Source organism: Gammaproteobacteria bacterium, assembly GCA_033720895.1.
Taxonomy (GTDB): Bacteria; Pseudomonadota; Gammaproteobacteria; order Natronospirales; family JAJUFS01; genus JAWWBS01.
The window spans coordinates 1-23,880 of record JAWWBS010000026.1 but is presented as its reverse complement, the minus strand read 5'-3'; the positions used below and the strand labels follow the sequence as shown (position 1 = coordinate 23,880).

The window sequence follows — 23,880 nt, the reverse complement described above, 5'->3', positions numbered from 1 at the left end:
TTCCGGCAGGGTCTGCTTCACGCCCTCCAGGAATTCCTGCGTAACTTCCAGCGGCAGCAGGTCCGGATCCGGGAAGTAGCGGTAATCGTTGGCTTCTTCCTTGGAACGCATGGAGCGAGTTTCGCCCGACTCGACGTTGTAGAGCCGGGTTTCCTGCACGACTTCGCCGCCGTCCTCGATCAGCTCGACCTGGCGTTCGATCTCGTAATTGATCGCCTTCTCGACAAAGCGGAAGGAGTTCAGGTTCTTGATCTCGGCGCGTGTGCCGAATTCCTCCTGGCCCTTCGGACGCACCGAGACGTTGGCATCGCAACGGAAGGAACCTTCCTGCATGTTGCCGTCGGAAATCTCGAGGTAACGCACCAGGGTGTGGATTTTCTTCATGTAGGCGACCGCTTCCTTGGCCGAACGCAGGTCCGGCTCGGAAACGATTTCCAGCAGCGGCGTGCCGGCACGGTTCAGGTCGACACCGGTCATGCCATGGAAATCCTCGTGCAGCGACTTGCCGGCATCTTCCTCGAGATGCGCACGCGTCACACCGATCACCTTGGTCGAACCGTCTTCCAGCTCGATCTCGACTGAACCCTTGCCGACGATCGGCAGCTCGAACTGGGAGATCTGGTAGCCCTTCGGCAGGTCGGGGTAGAAGTAGTTCTTGCGCGCGAACACCGAGCGCTCGGCGACTTCGGCACCGATGGCCAGGCCGAACTTGGCCGCCATGCGCACGGCATCCTTGTTCAATACCGGCAGCACGCCCGGGTAACCGAGATCCACCAGATTGGCCTGGGTATTCGGCATGGCGCCGTATTCCGTGGCGGAGCTGGAGAAGATTTTCGACTTGGTCGCGAGCTGGGTATGGATCTCCAGGCCAATCACGACTTCCCATTCAGTAGACATTGCTCTATTCCTCGATTCGGTGGCGATCAGGCAAACGCTTCCGGCACTTTCAGGTGCCAGTCGGTTTCCTGCTGGTAGCGGTGCGCCACGTTGAACAGGCGCGACTCGTCGAACAGCTTGCCGATCAATTGCAGGCCGACCGGCAGATCGTTCACGAAGCCCATCGGGATGGACATGCCGGGCAGGCCCGCCAGGTTCACACCGATGGTGTAGATGTCGTTCAGGTACATGGTGATCGGATCGTCGGCCTTTTCACCGATACCGAACGCGGCAGTCGGCGTGGTCGGCCCCATCAGCACGTCCACTTCTTCGAAAGCACGCTCGAAATCCGCAGCGATCAGCTGGCGGGTCTTCTGCGCCTTCAGGTAGTAGGCATCGTAGTAGCCGACCGACAGCACGTGGGTACCGGTCATGACACGACGCTTCACCTCGGCACCGAAGCCCTCGCCTCGCGAACGCTTGTAGAGGTCTTCGAGGTTCTTCGGATTTTCGGCGCGATGGCCGAAGCGCACGCCATCGAAGCGCGACAGGTTGGAGGAACACTCGGCCGGCGCGACCACGTAATAGGTCGGCACGGAAAGCCCGAGGTTCGGCAGCGAGACTTCCTTCACCTCGGCGCCCAGTTTCTTGTAAACCTCCAGCGCTTCCTCGACCTTCTGCTTCACGGCATCTTCAAGGCCGTCGTCGAAGAATTCCTTAGGCACGCCGATCTTCAGGCCCTTCAGGTCCTTGTCGAGATCGGCGGTGTAGTCCGGCACGTCGGTATCGACGCTGGTGGAATCCCGCTCGTCGAAACCGGCCATGGCATTCATCATAAGGGCAGCGTCTTCAGCGCTGATGGTCAGCGTGCCGGCCTGGTCAAGGCTGGATGCGAACGCGATCATGCCGTAGCGGGACACGCGGCCATAGGTCGGCTTGAAGCCGGTCAGGTTGGTCAGCGCCGCCGGCTGCCGGATCGAGCCACCCGTGTCGGTGCCGGTCGTGCCGGCACACAGGCGTGCGGCCATGGCTGCAGCCGAACCACCCGATGAACCGCCCGGAACTTTCGACAGGTCCCAGGGATTTTTCACCGGACCGAAGTAACTGGTCTCGTTCGACGAGCCCATGGCGAACTCGTCCATGTTGGTCTTGCCGAGCATGACAACACCCGCCGCCTTCATGCGCTCGACCACGGTCGCGTCATACGGCGAAATGAAGTTGTCGAGCATCTTCGAGCCGCAGGTCGTCTTCACGCCAGCGGTGCAGAAGATGTCCTTGTGGGCGATCGGAATGCCGGTCAGCGGACCGGCCTTGCCAGCCTTGCGCGCCTCGTCGGCGGCACGCGCCTGCGCCAGCGCTTCGTCCTTCGTCACGGTGATGAAGGCATTCAGTTCCGGCTGGTGCTTTTCAATGCGTTCCAGGAAGAGCGTCGTCAACGCTACGCTGGTGGTCTCGCCCGCTTCCAGGGCGCGTGACATTTCTGCCAATGTCTTGTCGAACATGTCTGTTTCCCGTTGACCGCTTCGCGGTCTTCATGTGTCGCTATATATGATGTGTCGTTCCGAATCGTGCCGGTGCTTATTCAATAACCTTGGGCACCAGGTAAAGGCCCGCATCCGTTTGCGGCGCATTCTGCTGGTACAGCTCGCGATTGTCTTTTTCGGTGACTGCGTCTTCGCGCAGGCGCTGCGACATGTGCAGGGGATGCGCCATCGGCTCGACACCCTCGGTGTCGGCGGCTTCCAGTTGTTGCACGAAATCGAAAATGCGCGACAGGTTGTCGGCATAGTTCGGGATGTCTTCCTCGCGGATGTCGAGGCGCGCCAGGTGCGCAATGGACTTCACATCTTCCGGCTTGAGGGCCATGTGGATCTCCGGTGGTTGCGATTCGGGCTGACGCTCCTCGCCGTGGTCGAGATGCCCCGACTGCCCGGCAAAAGAGCACAGACCACTGATATTAAAGGCGAAACGCGGAACTTATCACATTCCGGCGCTTGCCCAAAGCCCTACCCGTTGCTACAGTACCGAGCTTAATTCAGCCGGAAAATCCGGCATTTACACGGCAAAATACAAGCATGTTCAAGAATCTGCTCGGGCTTTTTTCCAATGACGTGTCCATCGACCTGGGCACCGCCAACACGCTGATCTACGTCCGTGGGCGGGGCATCGTGCTGGACGAGCCCTCTGTCGTGGCCATCGAGGACAAGCCCGGCCGCGGCAAGCATATCCTGGCCGTGGGCGTGGACGCCAAGCGCATGCTGGGCCGGACGCCAGGCAGCATCACCGCCATCCGGCCGATGAAGGACGGCGTGATCGCCGACTTCACCGTCACCGAGCACATGCTCAAGCAGTTCATCAAGAAGGCAGCACAGAGCCGCTTCATGAGCCCGAGTCCTCGTGTCCTGGTCTGCGTCCCCTACGGCGCGACCGAAGTGGAACGCCGGGCCATTCGCGACTCCGCCGAAGCGGCGGGTGCGCGCAAGGTGTACCTGATCGACGAGCCCATGGCAGCCGCCATTGGCGCCGGCCTGCCGGTCACCGAAGCACGCGGCTCCATGGTGCTGGATATCGGCGGCGGCACCTCGGAAGTGGCCATCATCTCGCTGAGCGGCATCGTCTATGCCGCCTCGGTGCGCATTGGTGGCGACCGCTTCGACGAAGCCATCATTTCCTACGTGCGCCGCAACTACGGCACGCTGATCGGCGAGGCCACTGCCGAGCGCATCAAGCACGAGATCGGTTCGGCCTATCCCGGCCAGGACGTGCGTGAAATCGAGATCAAGGGTCGCAACCTGTCGGAAGGCATACCGCGCTCCTTCGTGTTGAACTCCAACGAAATCCTCGAAGCCCTGCAGGAACCACTTGCCGGTATCGTCGGTGCGGTCAAGACCGCACTGGAACAGACACCGCCAGAGCTGGGTGCCGACGTGGCCGAGCGTGGCATTGCCCTGACGGGTGGTGGCGCCCTGCTGCGCGACCTCGACCGACTGCTGATGGAAGAGACCGGCCTGCCGGTCGTCATCGCCGACGAACCGTTGACCTGCGTGGCACGTGGCGGTGGTCGCGTACTCGAGCTGATCGACGAGTACGGCGGCGACCTGCCCTTTGCCGTAGACTGAATCCTGCCGGGTGGTCCTCCTGAATCGACACCCCCGGCTTGATGCCGTTGCGGGAGTCGTTTGAGTGGCCCTGAAGTCTTCACAGAACCGCCTGTTCATCAGCGCGCCCAGCGTTGGCGTCAAGGCATTCCTGTTGCTGATCCTCTCCATCGGACTGATGACCCTCGACCGCCAGGCCGGTCACCTCAAGCAAGTGCGCGGCGCGCTCTCGTTGCTGGTGTACCCGGTTCAGGCCGTCGTCGATTTCCCGATGAGCGCCTGGGACTGGCTGGATGCCAGCCTGGCAAGTCGACGCTCGCTGCTCGCAGAGAACAGCACGCTGAAGAGCGAAATCCTGCGCAAGAATCTCGAGTTGCAGAAGCTCGCCACGCTGCACGAAGAAAATGCCCGGCTGCGTGCCCTGCTGGATTCCTCGGCACGACTTGAAGCCGATGTGCAGATTGCCGCGCTGTTGCGGTCCGACCTCGACCCCTTCCGGCACAGGGTCACGCTCGATGTGGGCAGCAATCGCGATGTCGGCGTCGGCACCGCGGTACTGGACGCCAGCGGCATCGTCGGCCAGGTCACCTCGGTTGGCCCGCTGACCTCCGAGGTAATCCTCATCACCGATCCCGGTCATGCCATTCCCGTGGAAGTGAATCGAAACGGCATTCGCACCATCGCACTCGGTACCGGTTCGCTGATCCTGCTGGACCTGCCCTTCCTGCCGAATTCTGCCGAGATCGCTTCGGGTGACCTGCTGGTCACCTCGGGCCTTGGCGGCCGTTTCCCGCGCGGTTACCCGGTGGCCGTGATCGACGAGGTGATTCGCGATCCCGGCGAATCCTTCGCACGCATCACCGCGCGCCCGGTTGCCGCCCTGGATCGCTTGCGGGATGTCTTGCTGGTGACCGAGCAGGCCGTCGAATCACCCGCTGCCAGCGAGGCGGGCGAGGATGAACCGGCAGCGGAGGACGGGGCATGAGTCGCGAGCTGCCGAACGCCCGCCATGTCATCTACCTGAGCCTGTTCATCGGGCTGGTGGTCAGCGTATGGCCGTTGCCCGAAATGATCCGGCCCTTCTGGCCATTGTGGTTCGGCCTGATCATCATCTACTGGGCCATGGCCACACCGCTGCGCGTCAGCGTCGGCATCGCCTGGACCGGTGGCCTGCTGCTGGACGTGCTGCAAGGTGCCTTGCTTGGTGAAAACGCGCTGGCATTCATGATTCTCGCCCTGGCTACCCGCCATTGGCACCTGCGGCTGCGTGTCTTCCCGCTGGCCCAGCAGATGCTGGCCGTGTTCTTCCTGATCACGGTCACACAACTGGTGATCTACTGGATTCGTGGCATTGCCGGCACCGGCATTCCGCTGTCGCAGGTATTCCTGCCTGCCATGACCAGCGCCCTGACCTGGCCCTGGGTATTCATCATGCTGCGCGAGTTGCGGCGTCGCTACCAGGTCAACTGACCGGGAATCACGTCAATGGCGCGCGCACGCATAAAAGACGAATGGGTCGAAGTCCGACTGTTCACCACACGCACCATCATGGCGATGATCGGGGTCCTGCTCCTCATCGGCCTGATCGTTTCCCGGCTGTATTTCCTGCAGGTCACGCGACAATCGCATTTCGCGACACTGTCCGACGACAACCGCGTGCGCATCCAGACCATTGCACCGAATCGCGGCCTGATCTTCGATCGCAATGGACTGCTGCTCGCCGAAAACGTGCCGAGCTACCAGCTGGAAATCGTTCCCGAACAGGTGGGGGATCTCGATGACCTGCTCGGCCGCCTGCGCATCCTGCTCGACATCAGTGACGAAGAGCTGGAGCGCTTCGACAAATTGCGCCGGACCAAGCGCAGCTTCCAGCCCATCCCCTTGCTCTACAACCTCAGCGAAAACGAGGTTTCCTTGTTTGCAGTCAATCGCCAGGACTTTCCCGGCGCTGAAATCCAGGCGCGACTGACTCGCCGCTATCCGCAGGGTGACGTGCTCGCGCATGCCCTGGGTTATATCGGGAACATCACCGAATCCGAACTGGCAGAGCGCGACCCGGCGCGTTACTCGGGCACCTCGCAGATCGGCAAGGTCGGGCTGGAGCGCGCCTATGAAGATCTTCTGCACGGCTACCCGGGCATCCGCCAGGTCGAAACAAATGCCCAGGGCCGTGTATTGCGCGTGCTGGAGACCGAACCACCGCAGCCTGGCAATGACCTTTACCTGAGCATCGACTGGAAATTGCAGGAGACGGCATTCAACGCGCTCGGGGACCAGCGCGGCGCCATCGTAGCGGTCGACCCGCGCACGGGCGAGGTACTGGCCATGGTGTCCAAGCCGTCCTACGACCCCAACCTGTTTGTCGATGGCATCGACCGGAAGAGCTATGCAGCGCTGATCGACAATTACGATCGACCGCTCCTGAACCGTGCCGTGGTCGGAACCTATCCGCCCGGCTCGACGCTCAAGCCGATGATCGGCCTTGCTGGTCTCTACTACGGCGTCGTGGCTTCGACGCACAAGACCCTGTGCAAGGGAATCTGGCGCCTCGAAGGCAATCCGCGTCCGTACCGTGACTGGAAGCGCGAGGGTCACGGCGTGGTCGACCTTGATGCCGCGATTACCGAATCCTGCGATGTCTACTTCTACGAACTGTCGGTCGAGCTTGGCATCGACCGCATCAACGAATTTCTCTCCTGGTTCGGTCTGGGACGCGCCACCGGCATCGACCTGGTGGGCGAAGCCGATGGCCTGCTGCCCTCGCGAGAGTGGAAGCGGCGGGCACGCCGCATGCCCTGGTTTCCGGGCGACACCGTCAATATCGGCATTGGCCAGGGCTTCATGCTGACCACGCCGCTGCAGCTGGCACACGCGACCAGCATTCTCGCCACGCGTGGCGAAGCGCATGCGCCACGTCTGGTGCGTGAAACCATCGACCCGGCCAGCGGGGAAGTCACTTCACAACTGGCGCCAGCCGAGCCAGCCGTCGATGTCCGCAACGAGTGGGCCTGGGAACACGTGATCAAGTCGATGGAACATGTCACGCAGCCACCGCGCGGCACGGCTCGTGGACCCTACTTCGGAGCACCCTACGACACGGCCGGCAAGACCGGTACCGCACAGGTCTATACCCTGGCCGAGGACGAGGAATACGATGCCGAGGAAGTGGCAGAGCGCTTGCGAGACCATGGCCTGTTCATTGCCTTTGCACCGGCAATGGAGCCGACCATCGCGCTCGCGGTGATGGTCGAGAATGGTGGTGGCGCCAGCTCCGCCACCCCTGTCGCTCGCAAGATCCTGGACGAATGGTTGCTGCGTCCTGATCCACCGGAGTACACGCCATGATGGATTACGGGGGCATTCGCGAAGCCACGGAAGCCTCGCCGCTGAGCAGGTTCCTGCGCGGGCTCAACATCGACCTGCCGCTGCTGGCCGGCTTGCTGTTGCTGTGCGGCGCGGGCCTGGTGATCCTCTACTCGGCCGGCGGCGAAAGCACGGCGCTCGTCACCCGCCAGGTCATCCGTCTCGGGGTGGCTTTCCTGGTCATGCTGCTGGCTGCCCAGTTCTCGCCGAACTTCCTGCGCCGCTGGTCACCCTGGGCGTTCCTGGGCGTGATATTCCTGCTGGTGATGGTGCTGGTGCTGGGCGATGTCGGCAAAGGCGCGCAGCGCTGGCTGGATTTCGGTTTCATGCGCTTCCAGCCGTCCGAGCTGATGAAGCTCGCGCTGCCGATGATGGTTGCCTGGTACCTTCATGACCGTCCCTTGCCGCCAACCTTCGGGCACCTGGTCGTGCTGGCCGGCATCATCGTCCTGCCGGTCATGCTGATCATCCAGCAACCCGATCTCGGTACCGCCCTGCTGGTCGGCAGCGCCGGCGCCTTCGCTGTCTTCCTGGCCGGCATCCGCAAGCGCTGGATCGCATCGATTCTTGCGCTGCTGGCAGTGATGGCACCGCTCGCCTGGAAGTTCGTGCTGCACGATTACCAGAAGCGCCGCGTCCTGACCTTCCTGAATCCCGAAAGCGATCCCCTGAACAGCGGCTACCACATCATCCAGTCCAAGATAGCCATCGGTTCGGGCGGCCTGTTCGGCAAGGGCTGGCTGAATGGCACGCAATCGCAGCTCGAATTCCTGCCGGAACGCCATACCGATTTCATCTTCGCGGTGATCGGCGAAGAGTTCGGCCTGCTCGGAGGCATTGCCGTCTTGCTGATCTACCTGTTCATCGTCGCCCGTGGCCTGTACATCGCCACCCAGGCGGAAAAGACCTTCGAACGCATCCTCGCCGGCAGCCTGACGCTGACGTTTTTCGTCTACGTGTTCGTGAATATCGGCATGGTCACCGGCCTGTTGCCGGTGGTAGGCGTGCCGCTGCCGCTGATCAGTTACGGCGGTACGTCGATGGTGACCCTGATGGCTGGCTTCGGTATTCTCATGAGCATTCACTCTCATCGCAGGTTCATGACACGGTGACCACCCAGATGCGTTGCGCATACCTCTTCTTCATCCTGATGCTTTCCGGCCTCCTTGCTGCCCCGGCTCCGCTGCAGGCTGCCGAGGGCGAAGCGCCCTATGTCGACCACCCGGACTACGATGCCTTCGTGCAGGAAGTCGGCGAGCAGTTCGACATCCCGGCAGCCGAACTGGAACCGATTTTCCAGCAGGCGTTTCGCCAGCAGAAGATCCTGGATGCCATTTCCCGTCCGGCGGAAGGCAAGGACTGGTCCGAGTACCGGCCGATCTTCCTGACCGAGGAACGCATCAGTGGCGGCGTCGACTTCTGGAACAAGCATGCCCGGACGCTGGCACGTGCCGAAGCCGAACTGGGCGTGGATGCCGAAATCATCGTCGCCATCATCGGCGTGGAAACCTACTACGGCCGCATCACCGGCAGCTGGCGCGTCATCGATGCGCTGTCCACCCTGGCCTTCGACTATCCGCCGCGACAGACCTTCTTCCGCAGCGAGCTGCGGCATTTCATGCAACTGGTGCGCGAAGAAAACATCGACCCGCTGTCGGTGCAGGGTTCCTATGCCGGCGCGATGGGTGGCGGCCAGTTCATGCCGAGCTCCTACCGGCAATATGCGGTGGACTTCGATACCGATGGCCAGCGAGACCTGTGGAACTCCTGGCCGGATGCCATCGGCAGCGTGGCGAATTACCTCAGTCGCCATGGCTGGGAACACGGTGCCGTGATTGCCGTACCGGCAGGCGCCGGTGAATCTGCCCCGCTGCAGGAGCAGGGCATGAAGGTCTACAAGGCCAGCCGTTTGCGCCAGCAGGGGCTGGTGTTCTCGGACGTTGTCGACAACGGCGAGGAAGTCCGGCTGGTAGCCCTGCAACAGGACGACGGCCTGCACTACTGGATCGGTCGCGAGAATTTCCGCGTCATCACCCGCTACAACCGCTCGCCCTTGTATGCCATGGCCGTGATGGATCTCGGTCGCGTGATCGAAGCCCGTCGCCAGCAGGCAATTCTCGACAAGGCCGCGTCGCAACGCTGATGAAGATGGCTCGTGTTTTCCGCTTCGTCTTGGTCCTGCTGATCGGTGTGACCGCTGGCTGCGCAAGCCACTCTGCCAGTGTCGCGGGCGCCAGCGGCGATGCCGCACCGGCCGGCCAGTTCGACTACCACAGCGTGGCCATTCCCGAACCGCGGGTCGAACCGCGCAGTCGCTACGGCAACCCCGCAAGCTATGTCGTCTTTGGCGAAACCTACTACGTCATGGACGATGCCAGCGCGCGTGGTTTCGAACAGCGCGGCATTGCCAGCTGGTACGGCACCAAGTTCCATGGCAATCGCACCTCAAGCGGCGAACCCTATGACATGTATGCGATGACGGCGGCCCACAAGGAACTGCCTTTGCCGACCTATGTCGAAGTCGAAAACCTGGTGAACGGTCGCAAGGTCATCGTCCGGGTCAACGATCGCGGGCCGTTCCATGACGGTCGCATCATCGACCTGTCGTATGCGGCCGCCTTGAAACTCGGCGTGGTCTCGACCGGCACGGCCGAGGTCCGCATTCGCGCCCTGCACCCCGGCGAGAGCGATGCCGCTCCGGCCGTGCAGGCACCGGCCGCCGAGACGGTCACCGCTGTGAACACGCCCCTGCCTCCGCCGACCATCGGCCATGAGGGCAGCGACTGGTACATCCAGCTGGCCGCTTTTGGCAGTGCCGACAACGCCCTGGCCTACAAGGGCGAACTGGAAGCCGCCGGGCTGAGGCCCGTGCAGATCGGTACCGACACCGGCGCCTCGCTGTACCGCGTCCGCCTGGGGCCGTATGCCAGCGAGGCGCTGGCCAACGAAAACGCCATGTTGCTGGCCGCCGCCGGCATCACCGAATTTCACATTCACGAAGAAGCCGCCACACCCGGAACTCCATGAGTTTTCCACGGCCCTTGCCAGCCGGCGAGGTGCGCTGGGGCAGGCAGACGGGTAAAATGCCCGGCATTCAAGCTCATCAGCCAGCTGGCTGATGCCACTAGCGATCGAATGCCCATGGAAGTAGCAATGACTGCCATCTTGACGCCCCGACGCCTGCTCTCGACCTTCGTAACCGGCCTGCTGCTGGCCAGCCTTCCCTTGCAGGCCGGCACGCCGCTGCCCGCACCGCCGCAAATCGCCGGCGACAGCCATATCCTGGTCGACCACCAGACCGGCAAGGTGCTGGTCGAGCGTAACGCGGACAACCAGGTCGAGCCGGCCAGCATTACCAAGATCATGACTGCCTACGTGGTGTTCAAGCAGCTCGAAGGCGGCACCCTGTCGCTGGATGACGAGGTGCTGGTCAGCGAGAAGGCCTGGCGCGCACCGGGCTCGCGCATGTTCATCGAAGTGGACAAGAAGATTCCGGTCGAAGACCTGCTGAAGGGCATGATCATCCAGTCGGGCAATGATGCGTCGATTGCGCTGGCCGAGTTCGTGGCCGGCAGTGAAGACAGCTTTGCCGACCTGATGAACCAGTACGCGGCGCAGCTTGGCATGAGCAACTCGAATTTCCGTAATGCCACCGGCCTGCCTTCCGATGGCCACCTGGTCACGGCACGCGACATTGCCATCCTGGTTCGCGCCATGATTGCTGAATTTCCCGAGTATTACCGCTGGTACTCGCAGCGCGAATACACCTGGAACGAAATCACCCAGGGCAACCGCAACCTGTTGCTGTATCGCGACGATCGGGTTGACGGCGTGAAGACCGGTCACACCGATGCGGCCGGCTACTGCCTCGCCGCGTCCGCGGTGCAGGATGACATGCGACTGATTTCGGTCGTCATGGGAACCGGCAGTGAAAAGTCGCGTGCCGATGCCAGCCAGGCACTCCTGAACTACGGCTTTCGATTCTTCGAAACACACAAGCTCTATGCAGCGGGCGACGCGATTACCGAAGCACGCGTCTGGAAAGGCCCGCTCGACACGATCGGCCTGATGCCGCAGCAGGACATCTTCATCACCATCCCGCGCGGCCGGTACGACGAGCTGGAAGCCGTCATGGACCTCAAGAGCCAGCTGATGGCACCGCTGGCCGCCGGCGAGATCGTCGGCGTGGTCCGCATATCGCTGGATGGCGAGGAACTCGTGACGGCGCCGCTGGTACCGGCTGCGCCGGTTCCGGAAGGCAGCCTCTTCCGGGTCATCGTCGACAGCGTCAAGCTGCTGTTCGAGTAACAAACCGTGCCGGAAGCGCTCGCAACGGCCCTGCTGGATGGCGAGTTGCTGCCACTTGCCGACGCGCGGATTTCGCCACTGGATCGCGGTTTTCTCTACGGCGACAGCGTGTACGAAGTCATCCCCTGCTATGACGGCAAGCTGTTCGAACTGCCGGCACACCTCGAGCGCCTGCAGCGCTCGCTGGATGCCACGCGCATCGAACGGCATGACTCGCCCGCTGACTGGCAAGCTGCACTGGAGTCCCTGGTCCGCGCCAACGGCGGAGGCAACCTGGCGGTCTACCTGCAGGTCAGCCGTGGCGCTGATCAAGGTCGTGACCACCGATTCCCGATCGGCGTGAGCCCGACGGTGTTCGGCATGTGCATGCCGCTGCTGCCCGTCGATCCCACGCTCGGACTGGCGGCGGTCACGACCGAGGACCTGCGCTGGCACCGCAACGACATCAAGGCCACCTCGCTGCTGGGCAACGTGCTGGCACGCCAGCTGGCAGCCGAGCGCGGCGCCGACGAGGCCATCCTGTTGCGCGACGGCCTGGCCATCGAGGCCTCGACCAGCAACCTGTTCGTGGTTTCCAACGGCGAGGTATCTACCCCGCCACTGGCGCCGACGATCCTGGGTGGCATCACGCGGCAAGTCATCCTGAAATTGCTGGATCGGCTTGAAATCCACTGGCAGGAAACCCATATCAGCGAGACCGACTTGCGGGACGCCGACGAGATCTGGCTGGCGTCCAGCACCCGCGAAACGAGGGCGGTCACCCTGCTCGACGAAGAGCCCGTTGGCAGCGGTCGACCGGGAGCACTCTGGCAGCGACTGTTCGCGGCCTTCCAGGACTACAAGGCCGAGTCGCTCGACACGCGGTAGAATCAACAGCAGGCACAGCCCAGGCAAAAGCACATGAACGAGAAGACACCCGAAGAACTGCTCGAATTTCCCTGCGAGTTTCCGATCAAGGTCATGGGCCGGCAGTCGGAGGAATTCGAATCGGTGGTGCTCGGCATTTTCGAAAAACACCTGGATGACATGGACCAGGCCAGCGTCAGCAGCAAGCCGTCCGGTTCGGGCAACTTCATCTCGCTGACCGTGGTGTTCGAAGCGAACAGCAAGGAACATCTCGACAACATCTACCGCGAGCTGACCGATCACGAACTGGTGCTGTTCTGCCTGTGAGCAAGTCGATCCCCGAACCTGTCATCCGCGATCTGGGCCAGGTGGATTTCGAATCCACCTGGCAGGACATGCAGGACTTCACCCAGTCGCGCGACGACGACACGCCCGACGAAATCTGGTTCCTGGAGCACGATCCGATCTTCACCCTGGGCATGAACGGCAAGCGCGAGCACGTGCTGGCGCCCGGTGACATTCCCCTGCTGGATATCGATCGCGGTGGCCAGGTCACCTACCACGGCCCGGGCCAGCTGGTGGTCTACCCGCTCGTGAACCTGCGGCGCCAGAAACTGGGCGTGCGTGACCTGGTGGACGCCATGGAGCGTTCGGTCGTGGATTGCCTGGCCGATTTCGACATCAAGGCCGCACCGAAGCCCGATGCGCCTGGCGTGTACACCGAGGACGGCGCCAAGATCGCCTCGCTGGGCATCCGCGTGCGGCGCGGCTGCAGCTACCATGGCCTGGCGTTCAACGTGAACATGGATCTCGAGCCCTTTGACCGCATCAACCCCTGCGGCTACGAAGGACTGCAGATGACGCAGGTCGTGGATCGCGGGGGTCCGGCCGATCTGCAGGCAATCCGATCGGCGCTGGAGCCCCATTTGAAACGCCATCTGCGTTACAATTGACCACTTTCCCGAGCCCCAGCCATGGTATCGGCCCGGGAAAATCGCCCGACATTCTTCCCAACCCGAGGTTGAGATGACCGATTTAACCGCCAAGAGCCAGCGCCCTCGCCCGCAGAAGGTCGAGCAGGGCCGCAAGATGACCGCGCAGGAAAAGATGGCGCGCATCCCGGTAAAGATCGAACCCACCACCACGCGCCAGCGCAAGCCGGAGTGGATCCGTGCCAAGTCGCCGGCCACGCCGGAGGTCGCACGCCTGAAGAAGGTGCTGCGCGACCAGAAGCTGGTCACGGTCTGCGAGGAAGCCGCCTGCCCGAACATCGGCGAATGCTTCGGCAAGGGCACGGCCACCTTCATGATCATGGGTGACATCTGCACGCGCCGTTGCACCTTCTGCGACGTGGCGCACGGTCGCCCGAATGCGCTGGACCCGGAAGAGCCGAAACACCTGGCAGAAACCATCGAGGCCATGGGCCTGAAGTACGTGGTCGTCACCTCGGTGGACCGCGACGACCTGAAGGATGGCGGCGCCCAGCATTTCGTGGATTGCATCTCGGCCACTCGTGCCCGCACGCCGGATACCCGCATCGAGGTACTGGTGCCCGACTTCCGCGGCCGCATGGACATCGCCATCGAGATCATGGACAAGGCTCCGCCCGATGTCTTCAACCACAACCTGGAGACGGTCAAGCGGCTGTACCGCGAAGTGCGCCCGGGTTCGGATTACCAGCACTCGCTGGACCTGTTGAAGCGCTTCAAGGCGGCACATCCCGAGGTGATCACCAAGTCCGGCATCATGGTCGGCCTCGGTGAAGAGATGGACGAGATCTTCGAGGTCATGCAGGACCTGCGCAACCACGACGTGGACATGCTCACCGTCGGCCAGTACCTGCAGCCGAGCCGCTTCCATCACCCGGTGGTGCGCTTCGTGCATCCGGACGAGTTCAAGGAAATCGAGCGTCGCGGCTACGAAATGGGCTTCAAACACGTGGCGTCGGGGCCGATGGTCCGCTCTTCCTACCATGCCGACCTGCAGGCCGACGACCTGTTCGAGCCCGAGAAGACGGCCAGCTGAGCAACACCATGAAACCTCCGAAGAAACCGGCCGCAGGCCGGTTTTTTTCGATCCTGTGTCTGACCGTGAATCATGTGCACGTGTGCTCAAGATCCTGGGGGAAAACGAAAAATGTGTAAATTTAGGTACACAAATCCTAAACTTTGAACCAGGAGGCCAGGTAAGGGACAGCACCATGCCGCTACAACGTCATTTCGGCCGCCGCCTGCGGCAGATTCGCCAGAGCCAGGGGCTGGCGCAGCGCGAACTGGCCAGGCTGGTCGGAATGGACGTAAAAACCCTGAGCAATATCGAATGCGGCCGGCACGGCACTCGCTTCAGCCAGATCGAGCGGCTGGCCGACGTCCTGGATGTCGCGGTGCACGAGTTGTTCATATTCGGTGGCGGCAAGCACTGAGCAACGAGCTGGCGTGACCACGCACCGCCTGCAGCGGTTATCATCACCCGATCCGAGTTCGCGAACCCATGCCCATGACCCAGAAGCAGGCCGCATTTCGACTCCGCCGAGCCACTGCCAGCGACTTCCCCGCCATGCTGGCCATAACGCATGCCGCGCTGCGACAGCTGGCCACGCCTCGCTACCGACCACAGGACATCGAGGAAGCCATCGCCACCGGTGCATGGACCCTGCATGAGTCATTGCTGGTCGAAGGTCGCTATTTCGTCGCGGCCGACGACCAGGGTGTCATCGTCGGTGGTGGTGGCTGGAACCGCGACTGGCTGGGGCCTGCGGATGAGGATATCGGCCAGCCGGAATACATGGCAGCGCTGCGCGCCATGTTCGTCAATCCGCAACGCGCTGGCCAGGGCATCGGTTCAATGCTGCTGGAACACATCCTGGCGGATATCGACAGACAGGGAATCGCCGTTACCGAACTGTTCGCGTCGTTCGATGCGGAACCGCTCTATGCCCGCTTCGGTTTCGAAACGCTTTGCCTGCAGAGCCTGCATCTCGAGAGCGGTGCCATCATGAAAGGCACGCGCATGCGGCGCGTGCGTCCCTGATCTTCAATCGTCCGCGTTGAGGCTCGCCAGGCGCTCGGGCGTGCCGACGTCACTCCACTCGCCGGCATGCAGCTCGCCACTGACCTGGCCGGCGGCTGCGCGCTCGCGCAACAAGGGTGCCAGCGCTGCTCGTCCTGGCAACTGGCCGGCAAAGAAACCGGCCTTGAAACGCGCCAGTCCCGAGTAGGTATGGCGTGTCGCGGCATCCAGCAGCACGCGTCCATCGCTCCCCAGGCCGAAATCGCCTGCGGGGTGATGCGAAGGATTCGGCACCAGCACGAGATGCGCCAGCGCCTCGCCCATGGGATGCGACAGCAGGTTTGCAATGGAGTAGTCCGTCCAGACGTCGCCGTTCATCACGATGAAATCGTCACCCAGCATCGGCAGGGCCCGGACTATCCCGCCAGCGGTCTCCAGCGCACCCTCCGGTTCCCGCGAATACCGCACCTGGAGCCCGAAGTCGGATCCGTCACCGATCGCCGCCTCGATCTGCTCTCCCAGCCACGCCACGTTGATGACGCACTGCTCGATGCCGGCGGCGGCCAGCGCTTCAAGATGCCAGGCCAGCAGCGGTTTGCCGCGAAGTTCCAGCAAGGGCTTCGGGCACTCGTCCGTCAGCGGTCGCATGCGCTCGCCCCGTCCTGCGGCCAGCAACATCGCCTTCATGCTGCACTCCGGTATTTCTCAAGCAGGCCAGCGAGCCCTTGCAAGGCAACGACATGCCCCTGCCGTTGCAAGGCTGCGTGCAGGTAATCGAAAAACCGTGGCAGCTCCGGCAGGTAATGTGGCTTGCCGTCGCGGTGCTTGAGTCGTGAGAAAATGCCGATGACTTTCAGGTGACGCTGCATGCCCATCAGGTCCATGCTCTGCTGCAGGTCAGCCGGCAGCGCAATCCCAGCCGCCTCGGCCTGCTCGCGGTAAGCAGCACACCAGGATTCGATACGGGATTCCGGCCAGGAAATGAACGCATCCCGGAACAGGGAGACGAGGTCGTAGGTCACCGGGCCGCGCACGGCATCCTGGAAATCGATGATTCCCGGCCCTCGGTCGGTAACCATCAGGTTACGCGGCATGAAGTCGCGATGCACGAACACCCGGGGCTGCTCCAGTGCGCTGGCAACCAGGCAGTCGCAGGCAGCCTCCCAGTCGGCCTGTTCGGCGGTCGAGAAAGATTGTCCCCGTTCCCTGGCGAGATACCAGTCCGGGAACAAGGCGAGTTCCTGGCGCAGCAAGCGCTCGTCATAGGGCGGCAAACCGCTGGCGTCGGCCTTGGATTGCAGGGTAACCAGCGCCGCCAGTGCCTGGCCGACATGCTGTTCGACCTGTGTCTCGGAAGGACCGGCTTGCAGCGCTTGCAGCAATACCCGGTCGCCGAGATCGCTCAGCACCAGGAATCCCCGCCCGGCATCACGCGCCAGCACCTCGGGAACCACCAGGCCGGCATTCGCCAGTCGTGCGGCGATCGCACAAAAGGCGTCGCTGTCTTCCCGGTCCGGCGGCGCATCAACCAGAATCCAGCTGCTTGCGCCCTTTTGCCCCCGGAAATAACGGCGAAAACTGGCATCCGCGGACACGGTGCTGATCACCCAGTCATCAATCCCCAGGGCTCCGGCAGCCCACTCGACCAACTGTTGTTGGCGCTCATCCATCCCCGTTCGCTCCCTGTCGCCGGCCAGCATGGGCCGGGCGCAATGCCGGCCAGTCGTTTCCGGATGGTAACGGGTCTGTGCGGCATCGTCATGCAGGTGGTCGGCGACAGACCATGGAAAGCCAATGGAAACGGGCTTTTCGGCTGCCACACCGGGGTCTGGCTGATAGAATGCGCGTCATGTCGAGAATCGCCGCCAGCCCGCAACCCGGCCCTTCGGGCAGTGCCCATGACCCGGGCCTGCGCGGCATGGCGTTGCCGCGGCCTGGCTCCAGGCCCGCCAGCCTGCTGCTGCTGGTAGCGCTGCTGGCCATCGGCTCCAGCCCCACGGCCGCCGCGCAATCCCAGGACATGCAGCGCCAGGCCGAGCTGTCCTGTCCGTCCGTGCTGTCGCTGTCTCCGGAGCAACAGGCAATACTCGATACCCCCGAGAATCCCGATGCGCCCATCATTGTCGATGCCGACGAGGGCCAGCTGGTCACAGAAGGTTTCTCGGTACTCCGAGGCAACGTGATTTACACCCAGGCCAATCGCCAGGTCAGTACCGAGCGCCTGGAAGTGAACCGGGACAGCGGTGTCGTCCGGACCGACCAGCCCGTGCGCTTCCTTTCCAGTGACCTCGGCTTCGATGCCGAAGGACTGGAGTTCGATACCCTCGAAGAGCGCGGCACGCTCCAGGACGCGGACTTCTACCTGTTCCCGCGCAATGCTCGCGGCCGCGCCGACACTGTTGCCATTCTTTCTCGCGAGCAACTCACGCTGTCGGGCATCGCCTTCACCACCTGCCCGGTCGGCAACGATGACTGGTACCTGCATGCCGCTTCGCTGGAGCTCGACCAGGAAGAAGGCATTGGCGTGGCGAAACACATGCGCCTGTCATTCATGGACGTACCGTTCTTCTACGTTCCGTGGCTGAGTTTTCCGATCAATGACGAACGCAAGAGCGGTTTCCTGTTCCCGGAAATCGGCAATTCCAGCACGCGCGGCACCTTCCTGCGCGTGCCCTATTACCTCAATATCGCACCGCAGCTCGATGCGACGATTGCGCCCTACTTCATGAGCAAGCGCGGCACCCTGCTGGATACGGAGCTGCGCTACCTGTCGGTGTTCGGCGAGGGCAAGGTCGAATACGAGCGCATCGAGGACCAGGTCACCGACACGACACGATACCGCGGCGCATTCGACCACCGGGCGCGTTTCGGTGGCGGCTGGAATGCCGGCATCAATTACAACCTCATTTCCGATCCCAGCTACCTTGAAGACATGTCGGATTCGGGACGCGCCACGGAGGTCTCCTACCTGGTGCAACGGGCATACGTTGCCAACGCCGGCGTCGATTATTCCGTGCGGCTGTCGACTCGCCAGTTCGAAAAGGTGGATCCGGAAGCGCTGGATGCCACGGGGCCCTACGAAGAAAAACCCTCGCTGGAAGCGTATTACGCACCCCTGGCCATCGCCGGGATGATCGAACCGGAGCTGCTGCTGGATGCGACCCGCTTCGAGCAGCCATTCAAGATCGATGGCGACCGGCGACACCTGCAACCCGCGCTGGCGCTGGATCTTGGCAACAGCGGCATCATCGCCCGCCCGAAAGTCAGCTTGTGGGACACGGAGTACGACCTCCAGGCGACCGATGGCAGCACGCGGGAAATCGACCGCTCGATCGTCGTCAAGGAGCTGGATCTCGGTGTGGTGCTGGAGCGCGAAATGGCACGCTCACGCCAGACGCTGGAGCCCAGGCTCTACTACCTTGACGTGCCCTACGAAAACCAGGACTTCATCCCGCTGTTCGACACGCGCGAGGCCACGCCTACCCTGGAGCAACTGTTTCGTCCGAATCGCTATGTCGGCATCGACCGACTGGGGGACACCGAGCAGGTCACTGCGGGCCTAACCAGCCGCTTCATCGACGCCAGCAGCGGCCACACCTGGCTGCAACTCGATGTCGCGCGGGCCCACTATTACGAGGATCGCCAGGTCACGCTGGTGTTCGGCGAACCGATCGCAACCTCCACTGAATCTGACGTGTTCGCTGCGGTACACTATGCGCCATCCGAAGCACTGAATATCCGCCTCGACGCCAGCATTGATCCCGGGCCGGATCGGATCGGCATCGTGACCAGCCGGTTCTCCTGGGTGCCGAGCGCCAGGACCGAGCTCCATTTTTCCTACTCGTTCCGTCGCGACCGGGCCCCGGTCAGCCTGCCGGACGAGTCCTTCGAGCAGGCCAGCCTTGCCCTGCTGGCGCCCCTGGGAAATCGCTGGACCTTCTTCGGCAAGGCGAGTTACTCCCTGCCGGAGGAGCGCAGTATCGAGACAATGGCAGGACTCGAATATGAATCCTGCTGCTGGGCGTTTCGCACGTTCCAGCGCCGCTACATCCGCAATCGCAGCGGCGAGGTCGACTCCAGCCTGTGGTTGCAACTTGAATTCAAGGGTCTCGCCAACGTCGGTCGCGGCGTCAGCGACATCCTTGGCAATGATTTTGAAGCTTACGGTGAAGAAGAATGAAACACGCAGCAAGCAAAGCCGCACTCCTGCTCCTGCTCGCACTGCCGATGGGCCACGCCCTGGCAGCGCCCGAGGATCCGAATGCCACGCGAGGCGTGCTGGTCGACGGCATTGTCGCAGTGGTCGGCGAGGACGTGATCCTGCGCAGCGACCTCGAATTCAAGATGGAGCAGTTGCGTCGCAACCTGCAGCAACGAGGCGCGCAGGTACCGCCACGGGACATTTTCGAACAACAGGTACTGGAACGGCTGATCGACCAGGAGCTGCAGGTGCAATGGGCCGAGCAAGTCGGTCTGCAGATCTCCGACGACCAGCTCAACCAGGCCATCAATACCATCGCACAGCGCAATGAAGTCAGCCTTGAAGAGCTGCCCCGCGTGCTGGCTGCGGAGGGTGTCGATTACGCGACGTTCCGGCAGCAGGTGCGCGAGGACATGCTGCTCAGCCAGGTCAAGGAAGCCGCTGTCGACAGCCGGATCAACGTGCTGCCGCAGGAGCTCGATGAATACATGCGCCGGGCAGCAACCGAGGGCGGTGACCAGCAGTTCCGCATCGCTCACATCCTGCTGGCCATGCCAAGCCAGGCTTCGCCTTACGAGGCGGAATCGGTGTTGCGCAAGATCAAGGGCATCCGCGACGAAATCACCAGCGGCAAGATCAGCTTCGACAACGCTGCCATTTCCTACTCCGATGGCCAGCAGGCCCTGGAGGGCGGCGACCTCGGCTGGCGCACGCCGGCCGACATCCCGAGCCTCTTCTCGGAAATCGTGCTGGAAATGGAAGTCGGTGACGTATCCGAACCGATTCGCAGCGGCAGTGGCTATCACCTCGTAACCCTGGTGGACGCCAAGCGACCGGATCGCGTGCTGGCTACCGAGACCAACTCCCGCCACATCCTGCTGAAGCCCTCGGCCATCCTGACCAAGGAGCAGGCCATCAAGCAGCTCCGCGAGCTGAAAAAGCGTGTCGAAGCCGGCGAGGATTTCGAGGAGCTCGCACGCGAGTACTCGGATGACCCGGGCAGCGCACCGCAGGGTGGCAACCTCGGATGGAACCCGCCGGGTACCTTTGCACAGGAATTCCAGGACACGCTGGACGCACTGAAGCCGGGTGAAATATCGGATCCCTTCGAGACCCAGTTCGGCATCCACATCGCACAGTTGATCGATCGTCGCGAAACCGACTTCACGGATCGCGTGCAGCGCAATCGCGCCTACCAGGCGATCATCGCCCGGAAGGCGGAAGCCCAGTTCCCGATCTGGCTGCAGCAGCAGCGCGATGAAACGTTCATCGAGAAGCGCCTGGACTGAACCAGGCGTCAGGGCTGGCAACGGATCATGAGCGCGCACCCCGAACAGCCACTGGCGCTGACTGCCGGAGAGCCGGCAGGCATCGGGCCTGACCTGTGCGTCATGCTCGCGGCCCGGGGATTCGGCCGTCCCGTGACGGTTGTTGCCGACCCCGACCTGCTTGCCTCCAGGGCGGCAACACTGGGTATCGAGGTCAGCATCAAGGCCGGTTCGCAGGCACCGACCGGTGCTGCGGGCGAACTGCATGTCACGCCCGTTCGGCTGGCCAGCCGCGTCCGCCCGGGACAGCTCGATCCCGCCAATGCGCCCTACATCCTGGCCACCCTCGATGCCGCCATCGAGGGATGCCTGCAAGGTCGGTTCGCCGGCATGGTTACCGCCCCCCTGCACAAGGGCATCATCAACGATGCCGGCATTCCGTTCAGCGGGCACACCGAGTACCTGGCCGAATGCTGCAACGTGCAGCGCGTGGTCATGATGCTGGCCGCCGGCAACCTCAGGGTCGCGCTGGCCACCACGCACCTGCCACTGCGACAGGTTGCCGATGCCATCAACCGCGATGACCTGCGTACCACGCTTGGCATTCTCGACGCCGATCTCCGGCAGAAGTTCGCCCTGCCCTCGCCGAAAATCGTGGTGCTGGGCCTGAACCCGCACGCCGGCGAAGGCGGACATCTCGGTGGCGAAGAGATCAGCATCATCTCGCCGGTGATCGACAGCCTGCGCGCCGAGGGCATGAACCTGCTCGGGCCGCTGCCAGCCGACACGGCATTCACGCCGCGCGTGCTGGCCAGTACCGATGCGGTGCTGGCGATGTACCACGACCAGGGTTTGCCCGTACTGAAGCATGCCGGTTTCGGCAGCGCCGTCAATGTGACGCTGGGGCTGCCGATCATTCGCACCTCGGTCGATCACGGCACCGCACTGGAACTGGCCGGTACCGGCGACGTCGACACTGGCAGCCTGGACGCCGCGCTGGACATGGCTGCCGACATGCATGCCCGTTGCCACGGCATGGATCCCTCGTGAACACCCACCGCCCGCGCAAGCGCTTCGGTCAGCATTTCCTGCATGATCGCAACGTGATCGACCGCATTGTCGGCGTCATCGGCCCGCAGGAAGATGACCGCCTGGTCGAAATCGGTCCTGGCCTCGGCGCTCTCACGGAACCGTTGCTGAAACAGGCAGGCAAGCTGCATGCCGTGGAGCTGGATCGCGATGTCATTCCGCACCTTGAGGAACGCTGCAATTCGCTGGGCGAACTCGTCATTCACCAGTCGGATGCCCTGAAATTCGATTTCGGCCAGCTGGCCGCAGATATCGGTTCGCCGCTGCGACTGGTCGGCAACCTGCCATACAACGTTTCGACGCCCTTGCTGTTCCATTTCCTGAAATACCGCGACGTCGTCAGCGACATGCATTTCATGTTGCAGAAGGAAGTGGTGGATCGCATGGCTGCACCACCGGGCAGCAAGACCTACGGCCGGCTCAGCGTGATGCTGGCGGCCGACTGCGACATCGAATCCCTGTTCATCATCCGGCCCGGTGCTTTCAATCCGCCACCGAAGGTCGATTCCGCCATCGTGCGACTGACCGTGCGCACGGCACCCGCTTTCCCGCTGCCGGACCGCGCCCTGTTCGCGAGGCTGGTAACGCAGGCCTTCTCGCAACGCCGCAAGACGCTGCGCAACACCATGAAGGGCATGCTGACCGCCGAGCAGATCGAGGCCTGTGAAGTGGATCCGCAGGCGCGCCCGGAGACCCTTTCGCCAGCCGCATTCGGCCGGCTTGCGATTGCCGCCGCAGACTGACTTATACTCGGGACAGGCCCGAAGCATGAGTGCGCCATGTCCTATCAGAACATTCTCATTGCCGTCGACCTCACCGAGGACAGCGAAGCCGTCGCCCGCAAGGGCATGGCCGTTGGCCGCCAGCTGGCTGGAGCAACGGAGGCCCGGCTGCACTTGCTGCACGTGGTCGAGTACCTGCCGGTCGATCCTGCCGGCGAAGCGATGATGCCGCCCCCGGTCAACATGGAAGCGGACCTGACCAACGCTGCCCGCGAACGGCTGGACACGCTGGCCGGCAAGCTGGACCTGCCGGATTGCCGCCGTCACGTGCTGCTGGGGAACATCAAGGCAGAGGTGAACCGGCTCGCCGAGGAAATCGAGGCCGACCTGATCGTACTGGGCAGTCACGAGCGACACGGCTTCGCCCTGTTGCTGGGCTCGACCGAAAAGTCCGTCCTGTCAGCCGCCCCTTGCGACGTGCTGGCTGTGAGGCTGGGGCGCAGCTGAAGCCGGACCTGCTTGCGCCTGTGGCAGGTCACGGCATCGCGTACAATGCCGCCATGACTTCGAATTCCACCGACAATGACAACCGCAGCCTGACCACGCTTGCCGATGGCGAACACGCCATCGAGGTGCTGGTAGAAACCAGTTACCTGGCCGTGCAATCCGAGCCGGCCGACAAGCAGTACGTCTTCAGCTACACCATCACCATCGAAAACCAGGGCCGCTTGAACGCCCAGCTCGTTTCGCGACGCTGGGAGATTACCGATGCCAATGGCAAGGTGCAGGAGGTCGAAGGTCCCGGTGTGGTTGGCGAGCAGCCGCTCATCAAGCCCGGCGAGGCCTTTCGCTACTCCAGCGGTGCCATGCTGGAAACGCCGGTCGGCAGCATGCAGGGCCATTACTGCATGCGCGCCGATGACGGCAGCGAATTCAAAGCCATCATCCAGCCCTTCACACTGGCCTGCCCGGGCGTCCTGAACTGATGAGCACGACGGCATCCGGCACGCCAGCTCATCGACCACGCCGCAATACCTGGGCAATCGGCGATGTGCAGGGCTGCCTCGATGCGCTCAAGGCGCTGCTCGAAAAGATCGATT

General features: G+C 62.9%; 25 protein-coding genes. 20 read left to right on the top strand and 5 right to left on the bottom strand.

Annotation, left to right across the window (positions count from 1 at the left end; genetic code table 11):
• The 3 genes from gatB to gatC all read right to left on the bottom strand — a co-directional run.
• Nucleotides 1-897: Asp-tRNA(Asn)/Glu-tRNA(Gln) amidotransferase subunit GatB (gene gatB, locus R3217_05610; GenBank protein MDX1454918.1), on the bottom strand; the 897-nt coding region annotated here is incomplete at its 3' end.
• Between the two features lie 26 nt (nt 898-923).
• Entirely contained in the window at nt 924-2,378 is a 1,455-nt protein-coding gene (gatA, locus tag R3217_05605; GenBank protein MDX1454917.1) for an Asp-tRNA(Asn)/Glu-tRNA(Gln) amidotransferase subunit GatA, read from the bottom strand.
• Nucleotides 2,379-2,454: 76 nt separating this feature from the next.
• On the bottom strand, nt 2,455-2,742 hold the full coding sequence (gene gatC, locus R3217_05600; protein ID MDX1454916.1) for an Asp-tRNA(Asn)/Glu-tRNA(Gln) amidotransferase subunit GatC: 288 nt from the start codon (nt 2,740-2,742) through the stop codon (nt 2,455-2,457).
• Nucleotides 2,743-2,951: 209 nt separating this feature from the next.
• Between gatC and R3217_05595 the strand changes: the two genes are divergently transcribed.
• The 14 genes from R3217_05595 (at nt 2,952) to R3217_05530 (ending at nt 15,521) form a co-directional block, all read left to right on the top strand.
• Nucleotides 2,952-3,995, top strand: a complete 1,044-nt coding sequence (locus tag R3217_05595) for a rod shape-determining protein (GenBank protein MDX1454915.1) — start codon at nt 2,952-2,954, stop codon at nt 3,993-3,995.
• A 64-nt stretch (nt 3,996-4,059) separates the two neighbouring features.
• Entirely contained in the window at nt 4,060-4,959 is a 900-nt protein-coding gene (gene mreC, locus R3217_05590) for a rod shape-determining protein MreC (protein MDX1454914.1), read from the top strand.
• Complete coding sequence (gene mreD, locus R3217_05585) at nt 4,956-5,444, top strand: rod shape-determining protein MreD (protein MDX1454913.1); 489 nt, start codon at nt 4,956-4,958, stop codon at nt 5,442-5,444. The genes mreC and mreD overlap by 4 nt, the downstream gene beginning before the upstream one ends.
• 15 nt (nt 5,445-5,459) lie before the next feature.
• Entirely contained in the window at nt 5,460-7,319 is a 1,860-nt protein-coding gene (gene mrdA, locus R3217_05580; GenBank protein MDX1454912.1) for a penicillin-binding protein 2, read from the top strand.
• Nucleotides 7,316-8,449, top strand: coding sequence for a rod shape-determining protein RodA (rodA, locus tag R3217_05575; GenBank protein MDX1454911.1), 1,134 nt, complete (start codon nt 7,316-7,318; stop codon nt 8,447-8,449). The genes mrdA and rodA overlap by 4 nt, the downstream gene beginning before the upstream one ends.
• 8 nt (nt 8,450-8,457) lie before the next feature.
• Complete coding sequence (gene mltB, locus R3217_05570; protein MDX1454910.1) at nt 8,458-9,480, top strand: lytic murein transglycosylase B; 1,023 nt, start codon at nt 8,458-8,460, stop codon at nt 9,478-9,480.
• Nucleotides 9,480-10,364, top strand: coding sequence for a septal ring lytic transglycosylase RlpA family protein (locus tag R3217_05565; GenBank protein MDX1454909.1), 885 nt, complete (start codon nt 9,480-9,482; stop codon nt 10,362-10,364). The genes mltB and R3217_05565 overlap by 1 nt, the downstream gene beginning before the upstream one ends.
• Nucleotides 10,365-10,490: 126 nt before the next feature.
• Nucleotides 10,491-11,645 carry a D-alanyl-D-alanine carboxypeptidase family protein gene (locus R3217_05560; GenBank protein ID MDX1454908.1) on the top strand — a complete coding sequence of 385 codons (1,155 nt, stop codon included), beginning with the start codon at nt 10,491-10,493 and terminating at the stop codon, nt 11,643-11,645.
• 6 nt (nt 11,646-11,651) lie between these two features.
• Entirely contained in the window at nt 11,652-12,512 is an 861-nt protein-coding gene (locus R3217_05555; protein ID MDX1454907.1) for an aminotransferase class IV, read from the top strand.
• Nucleotides 12,513-12,545: 33 nt separating this feature from the next.
• Nucleotides 12,546-12,818: a DUF493 domain-containing protein gene (locus tag R3217_05550; protein ID MDX1454906.1), complete on the top strand. Its 273-nt coding sequence runs from the start codon at nt 12,546-12,548 to the stop codon at nt 12,816-12,818.
• On the top strand, nt 12,815-13,444 hold the full coding sequence (gene lipB / locus R3217_05545; GenBank protein MDX1454905.1) for a lipoyl(octanoyl) transferase LipB: 630 nt from the start codon (nt 12,815-12,817) through the stop codon (nt 13,442-13,444). Before R3217_05550 ends, lipB begins: the two co-directional genes overlap by 4 nt.
• Nucleotides 13,445-13,580: 136 nt before the next feature.
• On the top strand, nt 13,581-14,516 hold the full coding sequence (lipA, locus tag R3217_05540) for a lipoyl synthase (GenBank protein MDX1454904.1): 936 nt from the start codon (nt 13,581-13,583) through the stop codon (nt 14,514-14,516).
• A gap of 175 nt (nt 14,517-14,691) precedes the next feature.
• The gene (locus R3217_05535; protein MDX1454903.1) at nt 14,692-14,913 is read left to right on the top strand and encodes a helix-turn-helix transcriptional regulator; all 222 of its coding nucleotides are present in this window, start codon (nt 14,692-14,694) and stop codon (nt 14,911-14,913) included.
• 74 nt (nt 14,914-14,987) lie between these two features.
• Nucleotides 14,988-15,521 carry a GNAT family N-acetyltransferase gene (locus R3217_05530; protein ID MDX1454902.1) on the top strand — a complete coding sequence of 178 codons (534 nt, stop codon included), beginning with the start codon at nt 14,988-14,990 and terminating at the stop codon, nt 15,519-15,521.
• A 3-nt stretch (nt 15,522-15,524) separates the two neighbouring features.
• Here R3217_05530 and R3217_05525 read toward each other — a convergent pair whose 3' ends face one another.
• Together R3217_05525 and R3217_05520 are read right to left on the bottom strand one after the other, a co-directional pair.
• The gene (locus tag R3217_05525) at nt 15,525-16,187 is read right to left on the bottom strand and encodes a nucleotidyltransferase family protein (protein ID MDX1454901.1); all 663 of its coding nucleotides are present in this window, start codon (nt 16,185-16,187) and stop codon (nt 15,525-15,527) included.
• Entirely contained in the window at nt 16,184-17,170 is a 987-nt protein-coding gene (locus R3217_05520) for a phosphotransferase (protein MDX1454900.1), read from the bottom strand. The genes R3217_05525 and R3217_05520 overlap by 4 nt, the downstream gene beginning before the upstream one ends.
• A 179-nt stretch (nt 17,171-17,349) precedes the next feature.
• Between R3217_05520 and lptD the strand changes: the two genes are divergently transcribed.
• From lptD to apaG, 6 genes are read left to right on the top strand one after another with little or no spacing between them, the layout of a single operon-like run.
• Nucleotides 17,350-19,680 (top strand): LPS assembly protein LptD, encoded by a 2,331-nt coding sequence (gene lptD, locus R3217_05515; protein MDX1454899.1) that lies wholly within the window; start codon nt 17,350-17,352, stop codon nt 19,678-19,680.
• Nucleotides 19,677-20,990 carry a peptidylprolyl isomerase gene (locus R3217_05510; protein ID MDX1454898.1) on the top strand — a complete coding sequence of 438 codons (1,314 nt, stop codon included), beginning with the start codon at nt 19,677-19,679 and terminating at the stop codon, nt 20,988-20,990. The genes lptD and R3217_05510 overlap by 4 nt, the downstream gene beginning before the upstream one ends.
• Before the next feature lie 27 nt (nt 20,991-21,017).
• Nucleotides 21,018-22,019, top strand: a complete 1,002-nt coding sequence (gene pdxA / locus R3217_05505; protein MDX1454897.1) for a 4-hydroxythreonine-4-phosphate dehydrogenase PdxA — start codon at nt 21,018-21,020, stop codon at nt 22,017-22,019.
• Entirely contained in the window at nt 22,016-22,801 is a 786-nt protein-coding gene (rsmA, locus tag R3217_05500) for a 16S rRNA (adenine(1518)-N(6)/adenine(1519)-N(6))-dimethyltransferase RsmA (protein ID MDX1454896.1), read from the top strand. Before pdxA ends, rsmA begins: the two co-directional genes overlap by 4 nt.
• Before the next feature lie 36 nt (nt 22,802-22,837).
• Nucleotides 22,838-23,287 carry a universal stress protein gene (locus R3217_05495; GenBank protein MDX1454895.1) on the top strand — a complete coding sequence of 150 codons (450 nt, stop codon included), beginning with the start codon at nt 22,838-22,840 and terminating at the stop codon, nt 23,285-23,287.
• A 53-nt stretch (nt 23,288-23,340) separates the two neighbouring features.
• Nucleotides 23,341-23,766 carry a Co2+/Mg2+ efflux protein ApaG gene (gene apaG, locus R3217_05490; GenBank protein ID MDX1454894.1) on the top strand — a complete coding sequence of 142 codons (426 nt, stop codon included), beginning with the start codon at nt 23,341-23,343 and terminating at the stop codon, nt 23,764-23,766.
• Nucleotides 23,767-23,880: the final 114 nt, after the last annotated feature.

Excerpts from the sequence above, each read along its gene's own strand:
- gatA (MDX1454917.1), bottom strand. The coding sequence starts at position 2,378 with ATGTTCGACAAGACATTGGCAGAAATGTCACGCGCCCTGGAAGCGGGC.
- gatC (MDX1454916.1), bottom strand. The coding sequence starts at position 2,742 with ATGGCCCTCAAGCCGGAAGATGTGAAGTCCATTGCGCACCTGGCGCGC.
- R3217_05595 (MDX1454915.1), top strand. The coding sequence starts at position 2,952 with ATGTTCAAGAATCTGCTCGGGCTTTTTTCCAATGACGTGTCCATCGAC.
- mreD (MDX1454913.1), top strand. The coding sequence starts at position 4,956 with ATGAGTCGCGAGCTGCCGAACGCCCGCCATGTCATCTACCTGAGCCTG.
- mrdA (MDX1454912.1), top strand. The coding sequence starts at position 5,460 with ATGGCGCGCGCACGCATAAAAGACGAATGGGTCGAAGTCCGACTGTTC.
- rodA (MDX1454911.1), top strand. The coding sequence starts at position 7,316 with ATGATGGATTACGGGGGCATTCGCGAAGCCACGGAAGCCTCGCCGCTG.
- mltB (MDX1454910.1), top strand. The coding sequence starts at position 8,458 with ATGCGTTGCGCATACCTCTTCTTCATCCTGATGCTTTCCGGCCTCCTT.
- R3217_05565 (MDX1454909.1), top strand. The coding sequence starts at position 9,480 with ATGAAGATGGCTCGTGTTTTCCGCTTCGTCTTGGTCCTGCTGATCGGT.
- R3217_05560 (MDX1454908.1), top strand. The coding sequence starts at position 10,491 with ATGACTGCCATCTTGACGCCCCGACGCCTGCTCTCGACCTTCGTAACC.
- R3217_05550 (MDX1454906.1), top strand. The coding sequence starts at position 12,546 with ATGAACGAGAAGACACCCGAAGAACTGCTCGAATTTCCCTGCGAGTTT.
- lipA (MDX1454904.1), top strand. The coding sequence starts at position 13,581 with ATGACCGCGCAGGAAAAGATGGCGCGCATCCCGGTAAAGATCGAACCC.
- R3217_05535 (MDX1454903.1), top strand. The coding sequence starts at position 14,692 with ATGCCGCTACAACGTCATTTCGGCCGCCGCCTGCGGCAGATTCGCCAG.
- R3217_05530 (MDX1454902.1), top strand. The coding sequence starts at position 14,988 with ATGACCCAGAAGCAGGCCGCATTTCGACTCCGCCGAGCCACTGCCAGC.
- R3217_05525 (MDX1454901.1), bottom strand. The coding sequence starts at position 16,187 with ATGAAGGCGATGTTGCTGGCCGCAGGACGGGGCGAGCGCATGCGACCG.
- R3217_05520 (MDX1454900.1), bottom strand. The coding sequence starts at position 17,170 with ATGGATGAGCGCCAACAACAGTTGGTCGAGTGGGCTGCCGGAGCCCTG.
- lptD (MDX1454899.1), top strand. The coding sequence starts at position 17,350 with ATGTCGAGAATCGCCGCCAGCCCGCAACCCGGCCCTTCGGGCAGTGCC.
- R3217_05510 (MDX1454898.1), top strand. The coding sequence starts at position 19,677 with ATGAAACACGCAGCAAGCAAAGCCGCACTCCTGCTCCTGCTCGCACTG.
- pdxA (MDX1454897.1), top strand. The coding sequence starts at position 21,018 with ATGAGCGCGCACCCCGAACAGCCACTGGCGCTGACTGCCGGAGAGCCG.
- R3217_05495 (MDX1454895.1), top strand. The coding sequence starts at position 22,838 with ATGTCCTATCAGAACATTCTCATTGCCGTCGACCTCACCGAGGACAGC.
- apaG (MDX1454894.1), top strand. The coding sequence starts at position 23,341 with ATGACTTCGAATTCCACCGACAATGACAACCGCAGCCTGACCACGCTT.